The organism is Pedobacter frigidisoli, from assembly GCF_004331675.1.
Classification (GTDB): domain Bacteria; phylum Bacteroidota; class Bacteroidia; order Sphingobacteriales; family Sphingobacteriaceae; genus Pedobacter; species Pedobacter frigidisoli.
Genome location: NZ_SJSN01000017.1, coordinates 13,022 through 34,394 on the forward strand (window position 1 = coordinate 13,022; position 21,373 = coordinate 34,394).

General features: G+C 37.3%; 23 protein-coding genes. 14 read left to right on the top strand and 9 right to left on the bottom strand.

Features of this window, described 5'->3' with window-relative positions; all coding sequences use genetic code 11:
* Positions 1-66 precede the first annotated feature (66 nt).
* Both EZ449_RS18365 and EZ449_RS18370 read left to right on the top strand, forming a co-directional pair.
* The gene (locus EZ449_RS18365; protein WP_205943035.1) at positions 67-735 is read left to right on the top strand and encodes a SanA/YdcF family protein; all 669 of its coding nucleotides are present in this window, start codon (positions 67-69) and stop codon (positions 733-735) included.
* Positions 736-846: 111 nt separating this feature from the next.
* On the top strand, positions 847-1,035 hold the full coding sequence (locus EZ449_RS18370; protein WP_131561614.1) for a hypothetical protein: 189 nt from the start codon (positions 847-849) through the stop codon (positions 1,033-1,035).
* 14 nt (positions 1,036-1,049) lie between these two features.
* Here the strand turns inward: EZ449_RS18370 and EZ449_RS18375 are convergent, their stop codons facing one another.
* Entirely contained in the window at positions 1,050-1,295 is a 246-nt protein-coding gene (locus EZ449_RS18375; RefSeq protein ID WP_131561616.1) for a redox-active disulfide protein 2, read from the bottom strand.
* Positions 1,296-1,658: 363 nt separating this feature from the next.
* Here EZ449_RS18375 and EZ449_RS18380 point away from each other — a divergent pair, with 363 nt between their 5' ends.
* From EZ449_RS18380 to EZ449_RS18390, 3 genes are all read left to right on the top strand, one after another.
* On the top strand, positions 1,659-2,030 hold the full coding sequence (locus EZ449_RS18380) for a hypothetical protein (RefSeq protein ID WP_131561618.1): 372 nt from the start codon (positions 1,659-1,661) through the stop codon (positions 2,028-2,030).
* Between the two features lie 72 nt (positions 2,031-2,102).
* On the top strand, positions 2,103-2,672 hold the full coding sequence (locus tag EZ449_RS18385) for a Crp/Fnr family transcriptional regulator (protein ID WP_131561619.1): 570 nt from the start codon (positions 2,103-2,105) through the stop codon (positions 2,670-2,672).
* A gap of 84 nt (positions 2,673-2,756) precedes the next feature.
* The gene (locus tag EZ449_RS18390; RefSeq protein WP_131561621.1) at positions 2,757-3,434 is read left to right on the top strand and encodes a type 1 glutamine amidotransferase domain-containing protein; all 678 of its coding nucleotides are present in this window, start codon (positions 2,757-2,759) and stop codon (positions 3,432-3,434) included.
* A gap of 49 nt (positions 3,435-3,483) precedes the next feature.
* Here EZ449_RS18390 and EZ449_RS18395 read toward each other — a convergent pair whose 3' ends face one another.
* Entirely contained in the window at positions 3,484-3,735 is a 252-nt protein-coding gene (locus EZ449_RS18395) for a hypothetical protein (protein WP_131561623.1), read from the bottom strand.
* Positions 3,736-4,058: 323 nt separating this feature from the next.
* Between EZ449_RS18395 and EZ449_RS18400 the strand changes: the two genes are divergently transcribed.
* Both EZ449_RS18400 and EZ449_RS18405 read left to right on the top strand, forming a co-directional pair.
* Positions 4,059-4,406: a hypothetical protein gene (locus EZ449_RS18400; protein WP_131561625.1), complete on the top strand. Its 348-nt coding sequence runs from the start codon at positions 4,059-4,061 to the stop codon at positions 4,404-4,406.
* A gap of 81 nt (positions 4,407-4,487) precedes the next feature.
* A complete protein-coding gene (locus EZ449_RS18405; RefSeq protein ID WP_131561627.1) occupies positions 4,488-5,870 on the top strand; it encodes an MBL fold metallo-hydrolase in 1,383 nt (460 codons plus the stop codon).
* 188 nt (positions 5,871-6,058) lie between these two features.
* Here EZ449_RS18405 and EZ449_RS18410 read toward each other — a convergent pair whose 3' ends face one another.
* Both EZ449_RS18410 and proB read right to left on the bottom strand, forming a co-directional pair.
* Positions 6,059-7,306 (bottom strand): glutamate-5-semialdehyde dehydrogenase, encoded by a 1,248-nt coding sequence (locus EZ449_RS18410; protein ID WP_131561629.1) that lies wholly within the window; start codon positions 7,304-7,306, stop codon positions 6,059-6,061.
* A 116-nt stretch (positions 7,307-7,422) separates the two neighbouring features.
* A complete protein-coding gene (proB, locus tag EZ449_RS18415; RefSeq protein ID WP_131561631.1) occupies positions 7,423-8,502 on the bottom strand; it encodes a glutamate 5-kinase in 1,080 nt (359 codons plus the stop codon).
* Between the two features lie 588 nt (positions 8,503-9,090).
* Between proB and EZ449_RS18420 the strand changes: the two genes are divergently transcribed.
* The 4 genes from EZ449_RS18420 (at position 9,091) to def (ending at position 13,762) form a co-directional block, all read left to right on the top strand.
* Entirely contained in the window at positions 9,091-11,169 is a 2,079-nt protein-coding gene (locus EZ449_RS18420; protein WP_317130440.1) for a S9 family peptidase, read from the top strand.
* A gap of 171 nt (positions 11,170-11,340) precedes the next feature.
* Positions 11,341-11,793: a hypothetical protein gene (locus tag EZ449_RS18425; protein WP_131561633.1), complete on the top strand. Its 453-nt coding sequence runs from the start codon at positions 11,341-11,343 to the stop codon at positions 11,791-11,793.
* Between the two features lie 26 nt (positions 11,794-11,819).
* Positions 11,820-13,052 (top strand): M16 family metallopeptidase, encoded by a 1,233-nt coding sequence (locus EZ449_RS18430; RefSeq protein WP_131561635.1) that lies wholly within the window; start codon positions 11,820-11,822, stop codon positions 13,050-13,052.
* A gap of 149 nt (positions 13,053-13,201) precedes the next feature.
* Complete coding sequence (gene def / locus EZ449_RS18435; RefSeq protein ID WP_131561637.1) at positions 13,202-13,762, top strand: peptide deformylase; 561 nt, start codon at positions 13,202-13,204, stop codon at positions 13,760-13,762.
* Positions 13,763-13,825: 63 nt separating this feature from the next.
* Here the strand turns inward: def and EZ449_RS18440 are convergent, their stop codons facing one another.
* From EZ449_RS18440 to EZ449_RS18455, 4 genes are read right to left on the bottom strand one after another with little or no spacing between them, the layout of a single operon-like run.
* A complete protein-coding gene (locus tag EZ449_RS18440; RefSeq protein ID WP_131561639.1) occupies positions 13,826-14,347 on the bottom strand; it encodes a hypothetical protein in 522 nt (173 codons plus the stop codon).
* On the bottom strand, positions 14,319-14,957 hold the full coding sequence (locus EZ449_RS18445; RefSeq protein WP_131561641.1) for a peptidase associated/transthyretin-like domain-containing protein: 639 nt from the start codon (positions 14,955-14,957) through the stop codon (positions 14,319-14,321). Before EZ449_RS18445 ends, EZ449_RS18440 begins: the two co-directional genes overlap by 29 nt.
* A gap of 52 nt (positions 14,958-15,009) precedes the next feature.
* Positions 15,010-15,255 (bottom strand): NifU family protein, encoded by a 246-nt coding sequence (locus EZ449_RS18450; RefSeq protein WP_131561643.1) that lies wholly within the window; start codon positions 15,253-15,255, stop codon positions 15,010-15,012.
* A gap of 34 nt (positions 15,256-15,289) precedes the next feature.
* Complete coding sequence (locus tag EZ449_RS18455) at positions 15,290-16,366, bottom strand: Mrp/NBP35 family ATP-binding protein (protein WP_131561645.1); 1,077 nt, start codon at positions 16,364-16,366, stop codon at positions 15,290-15,292.
* Between the two features lie 131 nt (positions 16,367-16,497).
* On the opposite strand from EZ449_RS18455, the gene EZ449_RS18460 reads away from it, so the two are divergent.
* From EZ449_RS18460 to EZ449_RS18470, 3 genes are all read left to right on the top strand, one after another.
* The gene (locus tag EZ449_RS18460; protein WP_131561647.1) at positions 16,498-18,645 is read left to right on the top strand and encodes a transglycosylase domain-containing protein; all 2,148 of its coding nucleotides are present in this window, start codon (positions 16,498-16,500) and stop codon (positions 18,643-18,645) included.
* 84 nt (positions 18,646-18,729) lie between these two features.
* Complete coding sequence (gene hpt / locus EZ449_RS18465; RefSeq protein ID WP_131561648.1) at positions 18,730-19,272, top strand: hypoxanthine phosphoribosyltransferase; 543 nt, start codon at positions 18,730-18,732, stop codon at positions 19,270-19,272.
* Between the two features lie 56 nt (positions 19,273-19,328).
* Positions 19,329-19,988: a phosphatidylserine decarboxylase family protein gene (locus tag EZ449_RS18470; protein WP_131561650.1), complete on the top strand. Its 660-nt coding sequence runs from the start codon at positions 19,329-19,331 to the stop codon at positions 19,986-19,988.
* 169 nt (positions 19,989-20,157) lie between these two features.
* Here the strand turns inward: EZ449_RS18470 and EZ449_RS18475 are convergent, their stop codons facing one another.
* The gene (locus EZ449_RS18475; RefSeq protein ID WP_225872367.1) at positions 20,158-21,201 is read right to left on the bottom strand and encodes a mechanosensitive ion channel family protein; all 1,044 of its coding nucleotides are present in this window, start codon (positions 21,199-21,201) and stop codon (positions 20,158-20,160) included.
* Positions 21,202-21,373: the final 172 nt, after the last annotated feature.

Here is a 21,373-nt window from a genome sequence, read left to right on the forward strand (position 1 = left end):
TTTCACTAAAACCGAAAGCAGTTTTGCCAAAGAAGTAAAAGAAACTGATTTTTATAAATCATATAAATGAAGAAGATAAAAAAGCCAATTAGAATAATCTTGCTGCTTGCTTGTGTTGGTTTTGCTTTTGTTATGGTAACCAATTACGCCGTTAACAATTCAACCGAAAATGCGATATACGAAAAAATGGAAGATGTGCCTCAAAGCAAAATAGCCATTATTCTCGGCGCAGGCATAAATGGAGATAAGCCGAGCAAATATTTAAAAGATAGACTTGATGCAGGTATTTCGCTTTACAAAAGCAAAAAAGTATACAAAATTTTGCTCTCCGGAGATAATGGTAGAGATGAGCATGATGAACTTACCGTAATGAAGTTATATTGCTACCAAAACGGTGTAGATACCAATAAGATTTACATTGATTATGCTGGTTTTGATAGCTACTCTACTATGTACAGGGCTAAACATATTTTTAAGGTTGATACCGCGATTTTAGTATCTCAAAAATATCACCTCAATCGTTGCATATACATTGGCAACAAAATTGGCATAAAATCGTATGGTTTTTCAGCCAACCACGGCGAATATAGAGGGTACAAATATTATGCATTCAGAGAAAAACTCTCCATATCAAAATCAATTTTCGATATTTTGTTTAACCGTAAACCAAAATACCTAGGCGAAACGGTTAACATCAACGGGCAGTCTAACTATTCAAAAGACCAAGCTAAATAGCCTGCTGCTTATGAAAAAACCAAGCTTTACCTATACCTGTCCAGCGCTGCCTTGGCGTTTTCTTTCCTTACGTGGTTTGCAGAAATTTTTGGATTGGCTGTGATTATACTAATGTTAATTTTATGCCGTAATCAGCTGAAGAATTCGGTAATTGCGGCTGGCGACTATAACATTGAAGAAATCAAGTATTTAAAAATAGCCAAACTTTTAGCCATTATTAGTATCATCATTTCCGCAATAATACTCCTTTACGGAATATTTATTTTGGTAGTTGTTACGATGGGTTTTTTCGGTTATTAAATGATAGCCCATTGCTACAAACCTCTTAATTTACGCTCAGCTTTTATTTTTTTGATACTTCCCAAATTAATCAACACAATTGGCATCAGTGCAATTGGGACTACGGTTAAAGCTGTAAAACCTTTTGTAAAGGTTATAAATAGGCTGAGCGAAAATAATACCAATAACATTCCACCAAGAGTGTATGTTAACGTACTTGTCATTTTCTCGCTTTTTAGCAACTCTTCATTACTCATTTCCTCATACTTTTTCGTTTCCATTGTAAAAATTCAATTAGCTGTATTTTGGTTCTCCTTGCCACAAAATAGAAAAATTATTCCTTAAGCTAAAGGATTATTCTCCATTAAATTCTGCTAAACTAAACATATTACAAATTAGCGCCTTGTAAACAATAACCTGAACCGCTACAATTATCCAATATCATTTAGTATTCATTAAAACCACAACTAACAATCTATTTATCAGAATATTAGCTCGACTATAAAATTTTTATGCTTTAATTATGGTGCTATTTTTATCCTTTACAAAAGGCTTTTGGCACAGTCGTTGTAAACAAGCTGTTACATTTACTAATCGAATCTGCTGTCTACCACAGCCGATTCCTAACCTTTGAAAAACATAAAATGAAAAAGACAGTTCAAATTTTCAGCATGCTTTTAATAGCATTAACAGTAATGGTTTCATGTAAAAAAGATACCGATCCTGCAGACAGAGATTTTTTTGTGGGTACTTACAGAGGAACCGTATCATACAGTAAAGGTGATACACAAATAAGCAGTACAGATGGTAAAGTAACTGTAACCAAAGTTGATGATACCTATAGCTTCTTCTTCGGCAACAACATTCCTGATATTACTGGAGTTAAATTCCAAGAAAGCGGGAATACCTACATTAGTGTTGGAACAGGTGTAATTGGTATTACAATTGATGCAAGTACATTAAAAATAGGTGTTTCAAACTCGAATGGTAACTGGACGGCAAACGCCACCAGATAATTTAAAAATAGCAAAAAATCCCGGCCTTGGTCGGGATTTTTTTTGTGCTTTGATTTTAGCTAGCTTTACAGAATGAGTGTTGAGTTAAGAAAACATATTGAAGAAATCGTTCCGCTTACCGATGAAGAATTTGAATTTATCAACAACCATTTCAAATCCAAAAGTTTAAAAAAACATCAATATTTAATTCAGGAAGACGAGCTGGTAAAACACATCTATTTCGTTATTAACGGACTTCTTAAAGCAACTTTTACCGATGCAAATGGTAAGGAATACATCATCCAGTTTGCTATGGAAAACTGGTGGATTTCCGATTTCCAAGCTTTTTATAATAATGTAAAATCGATTATAAATATCAGTTGCTTACAAAACGTGGAACTCTTATATATTTCAAAAGAGAATTTAAATAAAATTTGTAGCGAGAGCCATAAAATGGAGCACTTCTTCAGGGTTAAAAATAGTTCTGGTTATGTGGCCCTACAACAAAGAATTCTATCGCTGCTTACAAATAGCCCTAAAGAAAGTTTCGAGCAATTTTCGCAACAATATCCCCAGCTCTTACAAAGGGTTTCCAAAACAATTATTGCTGCTTATTTGGGTATTTCACGAGAAACATTAAGCAGATTATCGGATAAATTGTGATTCAACGCACACAAAATCTGTGATTCAAGTCCTATGCGGCTGGTAAACATTAGCCTAATTTTGTTTTACAATTAGGATAAAAATATGAATAAGAAAGTTTTAATCGTGCTTACGAGCCACGACGAATTAGGAAACACAGGTTTAAAAACAGGTTTTTGGTCAGAAGAATTAGCTGCCCCATATTATACTTTAACAGATAAAAATATTGAGGTTGTATTGGCATCGCCAAAAGGTGGTCAGCCACCAATCGACCCTAAAAGTGAAGAGCCATCATTTCAAACCGATACCACCAGAAGAATGGATAAAGACACTATTCTTTTAGATAAATTAAAAAATACAATCCCCTTAGCAGAAGTAAAAATGGAAAATTACGATGCCGTGTTTTATCCAGGCGGGCATGGTCCACTTTGGGATTTGGCAGAAAGTGCGACTTCTCAAAAACTTATCGTCGATTTTTACACCGCAAATAAACCAGTTGCTTTTGTATGCCATGCACCTGGCGTTTTAAAGGATGTAAAAGTAAATGGCAAATATTTGGTAAATGGCAAAAACGTAACAGGATTTACCAATACCGAAGAAGAAGCTGTTCAGCTAACCAATGTGGTTCCGTTTTTGGTGGAAGATATGCTGTTAAAAAACGGCGGGATTTACACTAAAATAGCAGATTGGAATCCTTATGCCGTTGTAGATGGCTTGCTGATTACGGGTCAAAATCCATCATCATCAGAAAAAGTAGCCGAAGAATTATTGAAACTTATTTAAGACTAAGAACGCTCTACTGACCTTTATATGACCAGTAGAGCGTTTTTTTCTACAATTCTTCTTCCTCATCCTCTTCTTCAGGCACATATTTTTCAATTGCCTGCCCAATCGCACTCACTTCTTCATCCTCCTCAAAAATCGGAAGCTCAGTTTTATAATCCATCTTTAACCAAATCGAAGATGTATCTTTCTGAATCTGGATGTACTCTCTGCCATCTTTAAAAATGGTGTATGAATCATTTCCCTCAGGAAAAACCGAATAATTTGTCGGCCCTATTTCTATATCAAATGGTTCTTGCATTGTTAATGTTTTTCTTCAAAGATAAGTCTTTAAAATATTAAAATTAGTCTGCGATTAAGGATTTGAAAATGAACGGTTCTGCTTTCTTGGAGGCTGGCAGCCCCGCTTTTCGCTTCAACAAAAGCAGAAATAGCTTTTGGTTTCTGCAACAATCGGGTTTATAAACCATGGTTAAGCACCTAGCCTAAAATAGTACCGCCAACCGTGCCACTCAAACCCGACAGAAGTGTTTCCGATTCTTCATCGGAAAAAACAAAAGGCGGGACAGGTTTAAAAAAGAATCCGCCGCAACTGCTTTCCAAAAAAATATGCTAACTTAAATTATGGATTTTTCTAAAGCTGAAAATAAGGTTGCGAGAGCGCTCTTTGAAATCGCCCTCCAAAGAGAATTGGCAAAAGGCATGAATGAATTTGATGAAATTTTGCAAAAATGGAAAACAGAACGCCCCCAAGATAACCGAGAAAGTTATTATGCAATTTTTACCTCTGTAAAAGATTTTGATAAACATATTGCACGACGATATGATGGGCTCAAAAATTCGATGTTTTACAATACAATTATTGGCTTGTTAGTTGATGAAGTTATAAATGCCCAAGATTTAATTGGCTTTGCCCAAGAGCGCCAGAACGAATTACTTTCCATTTCAAAACAACACAAAGACTTCCGCTAACCAAAAAATTACTTCTTGTTGTTTAAAAATTCCATCATTTATACTACTTTACACAAAACAATTTACCCTACAGAAAGAAAGATGAAGTTAACGTTTTGGGGCGCTGCACAACAAGTAACAGGAAGTATGCACCTGCTCGAAGTTGGGCATTATAAAATACTGATAGATTGCGGTTTAGATTACGAAAAGGATACTTATCAGGAAGAAAACCAAGAATTTCCTTTTGCGCCAGCAAGTATTAATCTGGTAATTTTAACCCACGCACATATAGACCATTCGGGCAATTTACCCACCTTGGTACGTATGGGTTTTAACGGACAAGTGCTTTGTACGCCGCCAACTGCCGATTTAGCATCCATATTATTGTTTGATTCGGTAGAGCTTTTTTTAAGAAAACAAGGAAGAAAACCGCGTACTAAACGTGGCAACTTCAGCGGACCGAAACCTTTGTACCTGCACAAACATGTAATGGACACCATCGACCGTTTCGTAACCATAGCATTTAATCAGCCATTTAAAATTAATGGCGATATCAGTTTAACCTTTATTCCAGTTGGCCATTTATTAGGAGCAGCAGCTGCAGTTTTAATCATTAATGATAACGGCGAAGAAAAGAAAATTGCTTTCTCTGGCGATATTGGGCGGGAAAATTACCCTGTTTTGGTAAAACCCGAAGCTATTCCTGAAGTTGATTTTTTTGTTTGCGAATCTACCTACGGCGGTCGCTACCATACCAAAGACCAAACTTTGGAAGAACGATTGGTAAAGGAAATTGAAGAAGCCTGCATTAAAAGCCCTGGCCGATTGATTATTCCTGCTTTTAGTATCGGCAGAACGCAATCGTTGGTTTTTGCATTAAACCAAATCTTCACTAAAAAATTATTACCGCCTGTTCAAATTTTTGTCGATAGTCCGATGGCAATACACGCCACTGATGTTTACCGAAAACACCATAATCTGGTGAATCAAGAAGCGAAAGATTTCTATAAAACAATGGGTGATGAATTTGAATTTGAGCATTTGGCCTACGTTCAAACCATGAAAGAAAGCAAGGATGTTTCCAATTATTACGACCCTTGCATCATCATTTCTTCAGCAGGAATGTTAGAGGGTGGACGTATTCAAGACCACCTTTATTACAATATCCAGAACTATTATTGCACCATTCTTTTCATCGGCTATTGTGCCAAAGGAACGCTTGGCTACAAACTTTTAAGTGGTGCGCCAATTGTTAGAATTAAAGACCGTGAAATGATGGTTTATGCCACCATTCGCCAAACAGATTTACTCAGCGGCCACGGCGACCATGATGATTTGGTTAAAACGGTTAAACAAACCGGAAAACCAAAACAGGTTTTCCTGGTACATGGTGAAGATAAAAGTTTACAGCTTTTAATGGCTGCTTTGCAGGAAGATGGCTTTAATGTTGTAGCGCCGGAAAGAGGTGAGGTGTTTGAGATTTAATTTAGTTCAATCGTTGATTGGTCATTAGTTCATTCGGCCAACAGTTCTAAACATCGCGTCATTGCGAGGCACGAAGCAATCTTAATGCGTTCGCATAAACCCATTGTTGCAGGATTGCTTCGTGCCTCGCAATGACGATTTGTCGGCAAGACATGCTCCATCACCCATTTTCCCTCTTACATCTTCCATTAAACCCTCACTTGCCCATCTCCCCTAACCACCCATTTATAACTCGTTAGCTCTTCCAACCCCATCGGTCCACGGGCATGAAGTTTTTGTGTGCTGATACCAATTTCCGCACCCAAACCAAACTGTGCGCCATCGGTAAAACCGGTAGATGCATTGGCGTAAACCGCAGCGGCATCTACTTCATTTAAAAACCGAGTGATGTTTTCCGCATCTTCCGAAATAATGGCTTCGCTATGTTTAGAGCTGTAATCTGCAATGTGATTTAAGGCTGCATCAAAATCGCTAACAACTTTAACAGCCAGTTTTAAAGATAAAAACTCAGTTCCAAAATGTTCTTCAGTTGCATGATTTAAAAGTTCGGCTGGGTAAGAAGATTTTAAAACTGCATAACTTTTTTCATCGGCAAAAAGTTCGACTTTTACATCAGCTAAGGGCGATAAAAGTTCGGTCAAATCTGTTAATCGGTTTTGATTAATCAACACACAATCGAGTGAATTACAAACACTTACTCTTCTAGTTTTTGCATTGAAAATTATGGCTTTACCTTTTTCTAAATCACCCGATTCATCGAAATAAGTGTGAACAATTCCTGCTCCCGTTTCAATTACAGGGATTTTGCTGTTTTCACGAACATAATTAATCAGCGACTGACTTCCACGAGGAATCAACACATCAACGAAACCTCTTGCATTGAGTAAAGCCTCTGTTGCGGCTCTTTCGGCTGGCAATAGAGTTAAAACATCAGGATTAATTTTATACTTCGCAAGAACCCCGTGAATTACTTTTGCTATGGCTAAATTCGAAAATTCAGCATCGCTCCCGCCTTTTAAAACCGCAACATTTCCCGTTTTAAAGCAAAGCGAAAACACATCGGCAGTAACATTCGGACGAGCTTCGTAAATTACACCAACCACACCCAGCGGAACCCGAACTTTTTGAATTTGAAGTTTGTTTTCTAAAATTTTATCAGAAAGCACTTCGCCTAGCGGACTTGCTAAATTCACTACGTTTTTCACATCATTTGCAATGTCAGCAATGCGTTGTTTGGTTAGTTTAAGTCTATCATATTTCGGGTCTTCGATGGGCATTTTGGCCAAGTCTTTTACATTCTCTGCTAAAATTTTATGCGTAGATAAAACCAAGGCTTCAGCTAAATCTGTTAAAACTTTATTGGTAGTTTCTTTGCTCAAGCCAATCATGGTGCGGGTAGCTTGTTTTGCTTTTTCGAAGTATTGTTTGTAATCCATTTTGTTTTAATTAACCGCTAAGTTTTTCGCAAAGAAACGCAAAGTTGGGCACCAAAAAACACAATTTGCTTTGCGTTTCTTTACGCCTCTTCTCTGTGTTCTTTGCGGTAAAATCTTTATATCGAAGAATAAAAATAATCGTAATGTACCAATGCTTTTTGTTTTTTCTGTCCGATTCTCTCTCTGGCTTTATCCGAACCGTATTCTGCAATGCCCAAACCAATTAACTGGTTTTTTTCATCGATGATTTTAATGATATCGCCTTTTAAAAAATCAGATTGTATTTCGATGATGCCCACGGGCAATAAACTTGTTGCCTTGCCTGAAGTTAACACACTTTTTGCACCATCATTCAGCTTAACAATTCCCGTTGCAGCCGTTTCAGAATGGGCAATCCATTTCTTTTTGCCCGATTTACTTTTCTCTGGAACGAAACGCGTATGAACAATTTCGTTGTTTAGTAACGATGTTAAAACGTTATCAGTTGTTCCGTTTGCAATATGAACTGTAATGCCAAGCTTGGCCACTTTTTGTGCCATGGTCGATTTTGTAACCATTCCGCCACGACCAAATTGCGATTTGCCTGTTTGAATAAATGAAGCCAGATTAGAAACCGAACCCGATATTTCTTCAATCACTTCTGAACCGGCAATTTTTGGGTCGCCATTGTAAATTCCATTTACGTTCGATAAAATAATTAATGCATCAGCATTTAACATCGAGGCGATTAAACCTGCAAGCTCATCGTTATCGGTAAACATTAATTCGGTTACCGAAACCACATCGTTCTCATTTACCACAGGAATAACCTCATTCTGTAGCAAAATCTGCATACAGTTTTTCATGTTGAGGTAATGCGCTCTGTCGCGAAAATCTTCTTTGGTAACCAAAACTTGGGCACATTTAATTTTGTGTGGTTCAAAGAAATTAGCGTAAGTGTTAATCAACTTTACCTGACCAATTGCAGCCAATAGTTGTCGCGTGGTAACGGCATCTTGCTTTTCGGAAACTTTGATTAAACTTCTGCCTGCGGCTACAGCTCCGGATGAAACCAAAATCACTTCGATGCCCTGCTTTTTAATTTCAGCCAGCTGATTTACCAAATGCTGAATCCGCGATTCATCTGGCAAACCGTTGGCCTGTGTAATTACATTCGACCCAACTTTAACAACTATTTTTTTGTACCCTAATTTCATTAGCCCCTCCCAACCCTCCCCGGAAGGGAGGGCTTTTTAGAAAATTGAAAGGGCAATTTAACATCTATTTTTTTCAATTGGAATGAATATCAACATGATGGTGAATTTTTGCGAAAATGATAATTAAGATTGGCTGTGCGTTTAACCACAGATTAAATATTACGCGTTAAACCACCCCTTTGCCCCTCCTTGAAAATAAGGAGGGGAGATGGACAGTACGTGTTTAAAATTTGATGGTTCTTTTTAAGAAATAGGTTTAAGTCATAAGTCGATAATAAATGCAAAAAACTTCCCAGAGCACTTACGACTCCCCTCCTAATTTAGGTGGGGCAGGGGTGGTTATTTAGCCAAAAGCCACAAACCTATGTTAATAAACCCGATTGTACGAATGCCGTTTTTCACGGCAGCAGGGAAAGCGGGACTGAAAGCCGCCATGAAAAACAGAACCTTTCATTTCCAAAAAGAAACTCCAATAAAAATTCATTAAATTGCATTAACCTACACCAAACCATCATGATGAAATGTATCTTACCTGGCCTGATTTTGCTTGGAGCAATTTCAGCTTGCAACAACCCCAAAAAACAAGAAATGAAACCGATAAAATGGCCTGATGCTAAACCTCCGATAGCCGAAATTAACCCACACAAACGAATTATGCATGGCGATACCGTGGTGGATAATTATTATTGGATGATTGATTATTTCAAGAAAGGGCCTGATAGTACCAAAGTTGTTGATTATTTGAAAGCCGAAAATAAATACCTCGATACGATGATGAAAGGAACGGAAACGTTTCAGGCAAATCTGTTTAAGGAGATGAAAGGTCGGATTAAGGAAAAAGATGAATCGGTACCCGTATTTAAAAACGGTTACTTCTATTATACCCGAACAGAAGACGGACAACAATACTATAAATACTGTCGCAAGAAAGGAAGTTTAACGGCTACAGAAGAAATTTTATTGGATGTTGATGCCTTGGCAAAAGGCCATTCCTATTATAGCGCCACGGGTTTTAGTATTAGTCCTGATAATAAATTATTGGCTTTCGGTGTTGATAAGGTGTCTCGTAGGCAATACACCATTCAGGTGAAAAATTTGGAAACAGGTGAGATTTACAAAGATGCAATTACAAATACTGAGGGCGCTGTAGCTTGGGCGAATGATAACAAAACATTGTTTTATACTTCGAAAAACCCAGTCACTTTACTAAGTGAAAAGATTAAAAAACACCTACTCGGAACGGATGCTAAAACGGACGTTGTGGTTTATGACGAGAAAGATAACTCCAACTATATTGGGGTAGTAAAATCGAAAAACGGTAAGTATATTTTCATCGGCTCACAGGGAACTTTAACTTCTGAATATAGAATGATTGATGCCGACCATCCTGAAGCGCCATTTAAGGTTTTCTCTCCGAGATTTAAAGATGTTTTATATGATGTGTTACCTGTTGATGATAAATTTTATATCGTTACCAATTGGAATGCGAAAAATTTCCGCTTGATGGAATGTCCGCTGGACAAAACCGCAAAAGAAAATTGGAAAGAGGTGATTCCAAACCGTAAGGATGTTTTGTTGGAATATGGTGATGAGTTTAAAGATTATCTAGTTCTTTCTGAGCGCAAAAACGGCTTGACCGAACTTCGTGTTTTGAAGAAAGATGGTAGTGATTATTACATCAAATTTGAGGAACCCGTTTATGCCGCTGGCATTGGCGCTAACCCTGAATATAACGGCAAAATGCTGCGTTACTCCTACACTTCGTTAACTACACCAAACTCTACTTACGATTATGATTTAGAGAAAAAGGACAAGAAATTAATGAAGCAACAGGAAGTTGTTGGTGGTTACAATCCTGATGATTATGCTACAGAACGTGTTTTCGCAACAGCGAAAGACGGAACAAAAATCCCTGTGGCGTTGGTTTACAAAAAAGGCTTTGAGAAGAACGGAAATGCACCATTGTTGCTTTATGCTTATGGCTCTTACGGCTCCAGTAGCGAAGCAACATTTTCCTCGCCGAGGTTGAGCTTACTAAACCGTGGTTTTGTTTTTGCCATTGCCAATATTCGTGGCGGACAAGAAATGGGTCGCCAATGGTATGAGGACGGGAAGCTGATGAAAAAGAAAAATACATTTACCGATTTTATTGCTGCAGGCGAATATTTGGTTGAGCAGAAATACACTTCGAAAGGACATTTATATGCTCATGGCGGCAGTGCAGGAGGTTTGTTGATGGGTGCTGTGGTAAACTTAGCGCCCGATTTATGGAATGGTTTAATTGCCGATGTGCCTTTTGTTGATGTGGTAAACACCATGCTCGATGAAAGTATTCCGCTAACTACGAACGAATTTGACGAGTGGGGAAATCCGAAGAAAAAGGATGCTTACGATTATATGAAAAGTTATTCTCCATACGAAAATGTTGAGAAAAAAGCTTACCCAAATATGTTGGTAACGACGGGCTTACACGATAGTCAGGTACAATATTTCGAACCCGCAAAATGGGTGGCAAAACTACGAGCCATGAAAACTGATAAAAATGTTTTATTCTTAAAAACAAACATGGAATTCGGTCACGGCGGCGCTTCAGGTCGTTTCGATTATTTGAAAGATGTATCGTTAAGATGGGCATTTTTGTTTGCCCTGGAGGGGATAGAGAAGTAAATTTATTAGAAAACCGTCCTTTCGACTGAAGCGCAGCGCAATGGAGGAATATTTGAACTTTGTTGATTAGCTTCAAAGATTTCTCGGCTTCGCTCGAAATGACGATTTTACGATAACTGGACTTCACTCTATAATTTTTAAAATGCTAAACCTATTCCAAATAATATTTCAATGAATACTAAATTAAAAACGCTCCAAATCATTCATCTGGCTTTATGCTCGGGTGTTTTGCTTTTTGCCTTGGTAACCATTTTCCTCAATCGGGAAATCATGTTTTTCGATGCAAATCCGAAAACCACTGCGCCATTTAATCCCATATTTCCAATCCTTGGGTTAATAACCATTTCCGCAAGCATTTTCTTTTTCAGAAACGTAATCTCAAAAATTAATAAATCTGCAGATGTCGATTCCAAAATCAATCAATATCAAAGTGGATTTGTTATTAGCGCAGCGCTTTTAGAGGGTGGTGCACTTTTTAACTTAGTTGGTTTCTTCATCACTCAAAATTCTTTTTTCTTGATATTTGCCACAGCCAACTTTGTATTTCTGGTTTTAAGCAGGCCAACAAAAGATAAATTGATTTCTAGTTTACAATTGCAATACCCAGATACAGAGGCATTGTAAGCAAATAGCCTTATCTTTGCCCGCCAATGGAATACAATGTTCATACTTTACCGAACGGCATCCGCTTGTTGCATGTGCCCTCGGCTTCTACCATATCTCACGCTTGCATCATCATTAATACGGGTTCTCGTGATGAACCTGACGGCAAAGCAGGTTTAGCACATTTTATAGAACACCTGATTTTTAAGCGTACCGAAAAACGCAGTACCAACCAGATTTTAAACCGTTTGGAAAGCGTGGGGGCAGATTTGAATGCTTATACCACCAAAGAATATACCTGTGTTCATGCTTCTTTTTTAAATCCTTATTTAGACAGAACGTTAGATTTATTTAACGATATCATCTTTCATTCTACTTTCCCCGAGGATGAAATGGATAAGGAAAAAAGTGTTATTCTGGATGAAATTGCGTCCTATCTCGACCAGCCTGAGGAAGCCATTAATGATGATTTTGAGGACATGCTTTTTGCGGGAAATGCCCTAGGAAATAACATTCTCGGCACCACAGAAAGCGTCAGTAATTTCACCCGAGAGGATGTTATTAATTTTAGAAAAGCAAATTATCGCACTAATGAAATCGTAATTGCCGTTTTAGGAAACTATACTTTAAACAGCGTTGTAAATAAGGGAACCAAACATTTTGCTGATGTTGAAGAGAACTCTCCAGCTCAAAATAGAATAAAACCAACTGTTTTAAACCCGACTACAACCACTATTTACAAACCAATTATGCAATCGCATTGCATTTTAGGTACTCAAACTTATTCGACTCACCATAAAAATAAAGCAGGGCTGATGCTCTTGAATAATTATTTCGGCGGAAATGGTATGAGCTCTGTTTTAAATCTCCAAATCAGAGAGAAGTATGGAATTGCCTATACCATCGAATCGAATTTTTCGCCTTTGAGTGATACAGGAATATTCTCTATTTATTTTGGAACAGATAAAGAAAAACAGCAAAAAGCATTGTCTTTAATTTTCAAGGAGATGAAGAAATTAAAAGATAATCCACTGAATGAATTACAATTACAAAAAGCCAAAAACAAATTTATCGGACAAATTGCTCTAAGTGAAGAAAATAGAATCGGCTTAGTTATATCGATGGCAAAAACACTTATTGACCATCATAAAATTGATTCCCTGGAAAGAGTTTTTGAGAAGATTAGAAAAGTAACCACCCAAGAAATTGCACAAATTGCCGATGAGGTTTTGGCTCGAGAACAACTGAATATTTTTACTTTCAGTCCGATATTGGAATAATTGTTATTTTTGTACCGTTAGTTTTATTAGTCTGTCATCCTGAGCTTGTCGAAGGACAAACAAGATAAAAAGGTCTTCGGTAGGCTCAGACTGACAAATTGTTGATTAATACCCTCAGATTTAACATCCTGAAAAAAACACATTACACAATGAAATTACCCATAGTTGCTTACGGAGACCCTGTTTTAAAGAAAATAGGAACCGATATCGATAAAGATTATCCCCAATTAAAAGAACTCATTGCCAACATGTTCGACACCATGTACTATGCAAATGGCGTGGGCTTGGCCGCTCCTCAAGTTGGCTTGCCTATTCGTTTATTTATTGTGGATACCGGTGAGGATGAGGACGGAACTCCAGGCTACAAAAGGGTTTTTATTAATGCTCAAATTTTAGAAGAAACTGGCGAACCTTGGAATTTTAACGAGGGCTGTTTAAGTATTCCCGATATCCGCGAAAATATTTTGCGCAAACCAAACATCAAGGTAAAATATTTTGATGAAAATTGGGTTGAACACACGGATGATGTTGACGGTATGCCTGCTCGCGTTATTCAACATGAATACGACCACATCGAAGGAAAGTTATTTACAGATAAGGTAAGTATTCTTCGTAAAACGATGCTTAAAAGTAAACTGGATGCAATTTCCAAAGGAAATATCAGCACCGATTATAAGATGAGGTTTCCGAATAAGAGTAAGAAAAGATAAAATTTTTGATGGAAAATATAAGGGAAAAAGGAAACGTTTTCGCTTTTTTTGTGCTAAAGGGAATTAATGATTTGCTTCCAATAAGTTCGTCATAATTTTTTTTGATTCATCGCAATCAAGGTTAAAACAGACCAGAGTTAGTCCGTAGCCGAAAACTAGCATTCCAAATGGGATGAGGCAACCAATTGCCATCTTTGGATTATTTATCGATGAAATAACAAACACTATTAGCGCCAACGACACTCCAGCACACCAAATCATGATAAACACCTTTATCAAAGGCTGAAGTTTCATATCCAATTTGATAAAAGTTCCCTTATCTACAGCGCTTAATTCACCAAAAATTTCTGCCTGAAAAGAATTGCGATAAGAAAGTGATCGGGTCAATTTGAAATGACTTCCTGAAATATATCCCTTAAAAAGTTTCTTGTAAATTTTGAATTCTTCCTTTTGAGTTACTTGTGTATTTGAGCATATTTTATCTAAAACTTGATTTGGAGAAAGGGAAGTATTTAGCGTGAGTGTTTGCTGTGGAAAATAATTCATCAAGAAAAACCTAATTCTCGCCCCGTTTCTTATCGCCATCAAAGATCTGTTGCATCAATTTACCCCAAGCGAAAGGGTTCAACAATGGATTGGTTTGAACCATGTTTTTATTCACCATCCTATCAAAGTTATATCGATAATTCTGACTGCCAATTTCTTGCCCATCACGTGGCAAAGTTTGTATCAAACCATCGATTGATGCCCTTGAAAGATTTTTTTTGGCAATTGCCATATCATCATCCGCAAGTTTCATCGATAAAAACTCTCTGGTAAACTCTTCTGTTGTAGCCCATGGAAAAACGCGAACAGACGGCAAATCAATTACGTTTGCCTTAAGTTTAACCATGATAGTGTATTTACTATCTGCTGTTCCCTCCGGAATTATAGTAGAGAATTTCTTATAACCTATCGCTGTAAATAGGATGGTATCTCCCGGGTTAACAATAAACGTAAAATAGCCACGGTAATCTGCGCCAATTCTTTTACTTTTTTCTGAAAGATTTGTGATGGTAACGTAAGGGATAACGTTGCCGCTATCAATGTCAGTAATGATACCCGAAAATTGGATAAGCTTTTCCTGTACCGGCCTCTGTTGTGCAAAAGCGGTTAAAGAAAAAAGAATACAAATTAGGGTAACACAATATCTCATTAAGACAAAAGTAATTTTAATACTTATAACTGCTTGTTAAATAGTGTTAAAGCTAATCTTGCTCAACCATGTTTACTGCTACAACCGAAGTAATTTGCGGTACTGCTTTCATAATTGCTTGCTCAATACCCGATTTCATCGTCATAAAACTCATTGGGCAAGAACCGCAGTTACCTAATAACTTCAGCTTAACTACTCTTTCTGATGTAATTTCTTCAACAGAAACATCACCTCCATCGGCCATTAAATATGGTCTGATGGTTTCCAATGCCTGTTCTACTTGCTCTATTAAATTCATTATGTGTTTTTTAAAATATAAAAATAGTAATTTTTTAGCAAATAGCCATTTGTGCATTGTTTATGGAAATTTGCTGCGCTATCTTACTGGCAATATCTCCAAATATAATATCCAACTGTGGATTTTGATTCAATGCAACTGGTTTTCCATTATCACCCGCTTCCGAAATGCTTTGAATAATTGGAATCTCTCCTAAGAATGGAACATCAAATCGCTCTGCAAGTTTTGTTCCACCACCCTTTCCGAAGATATAATATTTATTATCTGGCAATTCTGCAGGCGTAAAATACGACATGTTTTCAATCACCCCTAAAATTGGAATATTAATGCCTGGCATCCTAAACATCGCTAAACCTTTATGCGTATCGGCCAGCGCAACTTGTTGAGGAGTGGTTACCACAACCGCTCCAGAAATGGGGAAGCTTTGGGTAATGGTTATGTGAATATCGCCAGTACCCGGTGGAAGATCTACGATTAAATAATCCAATTCTCCCCAGTTGGTATCGTTAAACAATTGTTTTACAGCGTTAGAGGCCATTGGTCCACGCCAAGGCACGGGCTGACCTGGATCAGCAAAAAAGCCTAAGGACAACAACTTAATGCCATATTTTTCTATCGGTAAAATTTTAGTCTTACCATCAGCGGTTTCTTCAGCACCAGGTTTTGCATCAACCAAATCGAACATGGTTGGTACCGACGGTCCGTAAATATCAGCATCAATTAAACCCACCTTTGCACCATCCTTAGCCAGTACAACAGCTAAATTACTGGCTACAGTAGATTTACCAACACCACCTTTACCTGATGAAACCAAAATGATGTTCTTGATGTTATCCAATGAAGATGAATTGGTTGGTTGGGTAACTCGTGAGGTTATCTTAATAATTACTTCTGCCTCAGCCGATACAAAGTGCTTTACTGCATTTGTACAAGCATTTTTCAGCATGTCTTTCATCGGACAAGCTGGCGTAGTAAGCTCTAAAGTAAAGCTAACTTTATTATCTTCTATCTGTAAATCCTTAATCATGTTTAAGGTTACCAAGTCTTTTTTAAGATCTGGATCTTCAACATTCTTAAGCGCATCTAAAACTTGTTGCGGGCTAATCTGCATCGTATTAATTTAACTCCAAAATTAACAAAACATAGCCACAAAAACTTTTATTTAGGGTTTTAAACTGTAATTTTAACACGAAATAAACATTTAATTGTTACGTTTAAGCAATTAACCATTTTAACGACTATATGCGCATACCAAAAATTAAGATCCCTAAAAAATATTTAAAAATCGGAGCGTGGATTTTAGGTGTTTTTTTGATTGTAAGCGTTGCTTTGGGCGCTGTGGCATATAGCAAAAGAGAGGCCCTCTTAAAAAAGATGGTTGCGAAAGCCATCGCTAAAGCAGATAAGGATTATGGCCTTGAGGTTAAGATCGGCTCTGCCGGATTTACTGGCCTAAGCACCGTAAAAATGACCGCAATTTCTGTGGTTCCCAAAGATAGAGACACGCTTTCGAACATTGGTGAAATGAGCATTGGCGTTAAGTTATTTCCGCTAATTTTTGGCAATGTAAAATTATCAGAAGTAGAATTAAGCGATGGTTTTGTAAGCGTTGTAGTGCGAGATTCTACGACAAACATCGATTTCATCCTTAAGCGAAAGAAAAAAGATAGCACTGAAAATACACGTAAAGCCAATTTACCAGAGATTGCAAACAACATTTTAAATCAGGTTTTATATAAAATTCCTGATGATATGAACGTGAAGAATTTGGTCTTTAAATTTAATGATCATGATACTTCAAAATTAAGTTTTGCAACCACCGCGACTATTGATGGTGGAGATTTAAAATCAACAATCAACGTTAATAATGGCGAATCTACCTGGCATATCGATGGATTGGTAAAACCAGGTAGAAAACAATTAAGCTTCACCGCTTATGCTGATGGAAAAAAATTGGAGCTACCTTATTTAAACAATAAACTTCATGCAAAGCTCAGTTTCGATACATTGCAAACGGAGTTGAAAGATGCTGGTTACAGCGGCGATGACTACAAGATTTCTGGTTCATGGTCGGTTAAAAATATGTTGATTAACCAAGCAAGATTAGCCAGCAATGATATTATTGTTCAAAGTGCCAAACTAGATGCCGATGTTTTGGTTGGTCCGAATTTCGTTGCCTTGGATAGTTCTTCAACAGCATACCTTAAAAACGCAGAAATTCATCCTTACGTTAAATATACCCTCGGAAAAAATAAAATCTACGAGTTAAAACTAAATGCCAATGAACAAGATGCTCAAGGTGTTTTGGATGCCTTTCCGCAGGGATTATTCGAATCGCTTGATGGATTGAAAGTACAAGGCAAGGTTAAATACAACCTTAATTTCTATTTAGATACCGCAATTCCAGATAGCGTTCGTTTCAGTTCGACCTTAACGCCCGTTAATTTCAAGATTTTGAAATGGGGGAAAACCAATTTACAGAAGATTAATAGTCCTTTTGTTTATACGCCGTATGAGTATGGAAAACCGATGCGAGATATTACGATTGGCCCATCAAATCCTAACTTCACACCGTTGTCTGCAATATCTAAAAACTTCATCAATGCGGTTTTAACTGCTGAAGATCCATCATTTTATACACACAATGGCTTTGTGGAGGAATCGATCCGTAAATCCATCGCAGTAAATTACAAGGAAAAGAAATTTAAGCGTGGCGGAAGTACCATTAGCATGCAGCTTGTTAAGAATGTTTATTTAAGTCGCCAAAAAACCCTCGCCCGCAAGGCTGAAGAAATTTTAATTGTTTGGCTCATCGAACACAATCACTTGGTGAGCAAGCAACGAATGCTCGAGGTTTATTTCAACATTATGGAGCTCGGACAAAACATTTATGGCATTGGCGAGGCTTCAAGATATTATTTCGGTAAAAAACCAGCAGATTTAACCATAGGTGATGGATTATTTTTGGCTAGCATTGTCCCTAAACCGAAAGCATCGATGTATAAATTTATGGCCGATGGAAGTTTGAAACCATATATGTACAATTACTTCCGCTTTATGGGAAACATTATGGCGAGAAGAGGTTTAGTGCCGGGAGATACATCTGGCTACGGCTTTTACAATGTTAGATTAAGGGAAGGTTTGCGTCAGTACCTAGCGCCAGATACGGCAGTTGTTGATACGACCGCTTTTGACGATGATGATGAAGATGGAATGCCTCCTGTAATTATGCAGGATAAGAATAAAAACCTTTTCGATCGAATTTTTGGTGGTGCTAAAAAAGATACCGCAATTGTAAAACCTGCAGATACCACAAAATCGAAAAAAGAATTAAGGCAAGAACGCAGAGAACAGCGCCGAAAGGAACGAGAGCTAGAAGGCGGCGAATAATCAATTTTCAGTTAGTAGTTTTCCTTTTTTAGCGAAGAAATGGCGAACATTTAAGTTCCCAAAATATAACATTACAACATCAGCATGAACAAAATAAAAGTAGAGGATAAGGAATTCGAGATTTTTTTAGAAAACGATGCATTAAATAAACGAATTCGCCTGCTCGGTATTCAAATTAATATTGATTACGAAGGGAAATGCCCACTTTTTATTGGCGTGCTAAATGGCAGCTTTCTGTTTATGGCAGATTTAATAAAGGAAATTAGTCTGCCTTGCGAGGTTGCTTTTATGCGTGTAGCTTCGTACGAGGGAACATCAAGCTCTGGCAAGGTTAAGGAGTTAATCGGTTTGCCAGAGAATATTGAGGGAAGAGATATCATCATTGTTGAAGATATAGTAGATACAGGATTAACCTTAACCCATATTTTAAAAATGATAAAGGAAAAAAATCCTGCTTCGGTAAAAGTAAGTTCTCTACTATTAAAACCAAGTGCCTTAAAATATGATATTGAAGAGTTGGAATACATTGGTTTTGAAATACCTAACGAGTTTGTGGTGGGCTATGGCTTAGATTATAACGGACTTGGCAGAAACCTGACTGATATTTACAGAGCAACTGAAGCGTAAATTTTTAGATCGGATTAATTTATTTTTCGCACCTTTGCCCAATAATTTTTAACACAATGACCATACATAAAGAGGGCTACACTACTATTGCCATAACCATATTGCTTATTTTCGTAATTAACGCGGTTGTTGATTACAAATATTACGATATCACTTGGTTGCGTTGGTTCATCTATATTTTCTCTGCCGCATTATTTATCATTGTACTACAATTCTTTCGCAATCCCAGTCGCAGCTTTTCTGCTGGCGAAAACTTAGTAATTTGCCCAGCAGACGGTAAAGTTGTGGTTATCGAAGAAACTGAGGAAGGTGAGTATTTCAAGGATAAACGCTTACAGGTTTCGATTTTTATGTCGCCAGTTAACGTTCACATTAACCGTAATCCAATTTCTGGAGTGGTTAAGTTTTTCAAATACCACCCTGGGAAATATCTTGCGGCTTGGAATCCTAAGTCATCTACCGAAAACGAGCGTACAACTACAGTAGTTGAGCATAAAAGCGGTGTTCCTGTCTTATTTCGTCAGATTGCTGGCGCCTTGGCCCGTAGAATTGTTTGGTATGTTAAAGAAGGCGATGAGGTTGTACAAGCAGAACAATTCGGTTTCATTAAATTCGGCTCGAGAGTTGATGTTTTTCTTCCTGTTGGAACAAAGGTAAACGTAGAACTTAATCAGGTTGTTAAAGGTGGGATAACTACTTTGGCAGAGTTAAGTTAGGATCACCAATTCAGAAAGCTTTTTTTTTACTCCTTAATTCTTACCACCTAAGACACCTAAGAACACAAAGTTGGGCTGCAATTGGAATATTTGATTTGGTATTTATTGCAATGGGCATAATCACCGCTAGATCTAGAAAATCCTTAAATCCTATAATCCTGATCCCTTTTTAATCTGTAGCATCATTTCCAACTTCCTTATTATCTATTGCTGTCGTTTTATCGCTTATTAATCTTTGCGTTGGATAAGCAAAATCTGATTTATTGCGCATCACAATCTCCATAATCTTGAAATTGATTTCCTGCTTTATGGATAGATAATCATTGTAGGCGATGAGTGAGACAAAATAGATTACCTCAATATTTAAGGATGAATCGCCAAAACCCTCGAAATAGGCATTGCCATCATCACTGGTATCCTCATGTTCTCGGATGTAGGTTTTAATCTCATCAACAATCTTTTTAATAGTTTCTGCGTTGGTTTCGTAAGTAATCCCGAAAGAGAATTTAACTCTTCTAAAATTCCTTAAACTCATGTTTTCCAAAACACCATCAATCATTCCCTTATTTGGAATGGTTGCCATTGTTTTCTCTGTAGTACGAATAAGTGTACTTCTAAAACCAACTTTTTCAACGGTTCCCTCTACGCCATCAACCTTTACTAAATCGCCCACAACAAAGGGTTTATCTAAGAAAATAGTAAAGGAGCCAATCAAGTTTTCCAGACTTTCTTTAGCGGCCAATGCAATGGCAATACCTCCAATTCCAAGACCAGTAATCAGCGTTAAAACATTAACCTCGAATACAAAACCTAAAAGCGTAAAAAAGCCAATAAAAACCACTATTGTTTTAAAAAGTTCCTTTAAAAAAGGCACCAACTGATCATCTGACTTACTTTCTGTTAGTGATGCCTTAAACAATAAGACATGTGAAATAAAATCGATGATGCGTAGAATGATCCAAAAAATGGATAGAATGATCATGAAGAGAAAAATTCTGTCGAGGCACTCGCCAATGGTAACGGGAATTGCCTCTTTAATCTTTCCAACTATTTTACTGTAATGAAATACGGCAACTTCTAAAGGATGTTTAAGTTGATTAATAGAGAGGTACAACGTGGCTAGAAGCATAAAAACCTCAATAGGCTTTAGCAGTAAGCTCACAAAAGTATCATCATGAGATTGCTGCGAAAAACCTTTAAATAGCGTAAACAAAAGCTTGCTTAGCAATTTTGAGACTAACTTTTTAAAAATAAGCCCAACTAAAAGTATTCCACCAAACAAGAAATAGGCTTTTACAGTGTTGCCCCAGAAAATTTGGTCGAAGAATGCCGAATCTAACATAATGACAAAAGTACAAACAAAAAAACCTCCACGAAATTAATCG

Excerpts from the sequence above, each read along its gene's own strand:
- EZ449_RS18410 (WP_131561629.1), bottom strand. The coding sequence starts at position 7,306 with ATGGATTACAAACAATACTTCGAAAAAGCAAAACAAGCTACCCGCACC.
- EZ449_RS18365 (WP_205943035.1), top strand. The coding sequence starts at position 67 with ATGAAGAAGATAAAAAAGCCAATTAGAATAATCTTGCTGCTTGCTTGT.
- hpt (WP_131561648.1), top strand. The coding sequence starts at position 18,730 with ATGAACAAAATAAAAGTAGAGGATAAGGAATTCGAGATTTTTTTAGAA.
- EZ449_RS18450 (WP_131561643.1), bottom strand. The coding sequence starts at position 15,255 with ATGAATTTAATAGAGCAAGTAGAACAGGCATTGGAAACCATCAGACCA.
- EZ449_RS18445 (WP_131561641.1), bottom strand. The coding sequence starts at position 14,957 with ATGAGATATTGTGTTACCCTAATTTGTATTCTTTTTTCTTTAACCGCT.
- EZ449_RS18375 (WP_131561616.1), bottom strand. The coding sequence starts at position 1,295 with ATGGAAACGAAAAAGTATGAGGAAATGAGTAATGAAGAGTTGCTAAAA.
- EZ449_RS18370 (WP_131561614.1), top strand. The coding sequence starts at position 847 with ATGTTAATTTTATGCCGTAATCAGCTGAAGAATTCGGTAATTGCGGCT.
- EZ449_RS18460 (WP_131561647.1), top strand. The coding sequence starts at position 16,498 with ATGCGCATACCAAAAATTAAGATCCCTAAAAAATATTTAAAAATCGGA.
- EZ449_RS18400 (WP_131561625.1), top strand. The coding sequence starts at position 4,059 with ATGGATTTTTCTAAAGCTGAAAATAAGGTTGCGAGAGCGCTCTTTGAA.
- EZ449_RS18440 (WP_131561639.1), bottom strand. The coding sequence starts at position 14,347 with ATGGCGATAAGAAACGGGGCGAGAATTAGGTTTTTCTTGATGAATTAT.
- EZ449_RS18395 (WP_131561623.1), bottom strand. The coding sequence starts at position 3,735 with ATGCAAGAACCATTTGATATAGAAATAGGGCCGACAAATTATTCGGTT.
- def (WP_131561637.1), top strand. The coding sequence starts at position 13,202 with ATGAAATTACCCATAGTTGCTTACGGAGACCCTGTTTTAAAGAAAATA.
- EZ449_RS18405 (WP_131561627.1), top strand. The coding sequence starts at position 4,488 with ATGAAGTTAACGTTTTGGGGCGCTGCACAACAAGTAACAGGAAGTATG.
- EZ449_RS18425 (WP_131561633.1), top strand. The coding sequence starts at position 11,341 with ATGAATACTAAATTAAAAACGCTCCAAATCATTCATCTGGCTTTATGC.
- EZ449_RS18380 (WP_131561618.1), top strand. The coding sequence starts at position 1,659 with ATGAAAAAGACAGTTCAAATTTTCAGCATGCTTTTAATAGCATTAACA.
- proB (WP_131561631.1), bottom strand. The coding sequence starts at position 8,502 with ATGAAATTAGGGTACAAAAAAATAGTTGTTAAAGTTGGGTCGAATGTA.
- EZ449_RS18470 (WP_131561650.1), top strand. The coding sequence starts at position 19,329 with ATGACCATACATAAAGAGGGCTACACTACTATTGCCATAACCATATTG.
- EZ449_RS18390 (WP_131561621.1), top strand. The coding sequence starts at position 2,757 with ATGAATAAGAAAGTTTTAATCGTGCTTACGAGCCACGACGAATTAGGA.
- EZ449_RS18430 (WP_131561635.1), top strand. The coding sequence starts at position 11,820 with ATGGAATACAATGTTCATACTTTACCGAACGGCATCCGCTTGTTGCAT.
- EZ449_RS18455 (WP_131561645.1), bottom strand. The coding sequence starts at position 16,366 with ATGCAGATTAGCCCGCAACAAGTTTTAGATGCGCTTAAGAATGTTGAA.
- EZ449_RS18385 (WP_131561619.1), top strand. The coding sequence starts at position 2,103 with ATGAGTGTTGAGTTAAGAAAACATATTGAAGAAATCGTTCCGCTTACC.
- EZ449_RS18420 (WP_317130440.1), top strand. The coding sequence starts at position 9,091 with ATGAAACCGATAAAATGGCCTGATGCTAAACCTCCGATAGCCGAAATT.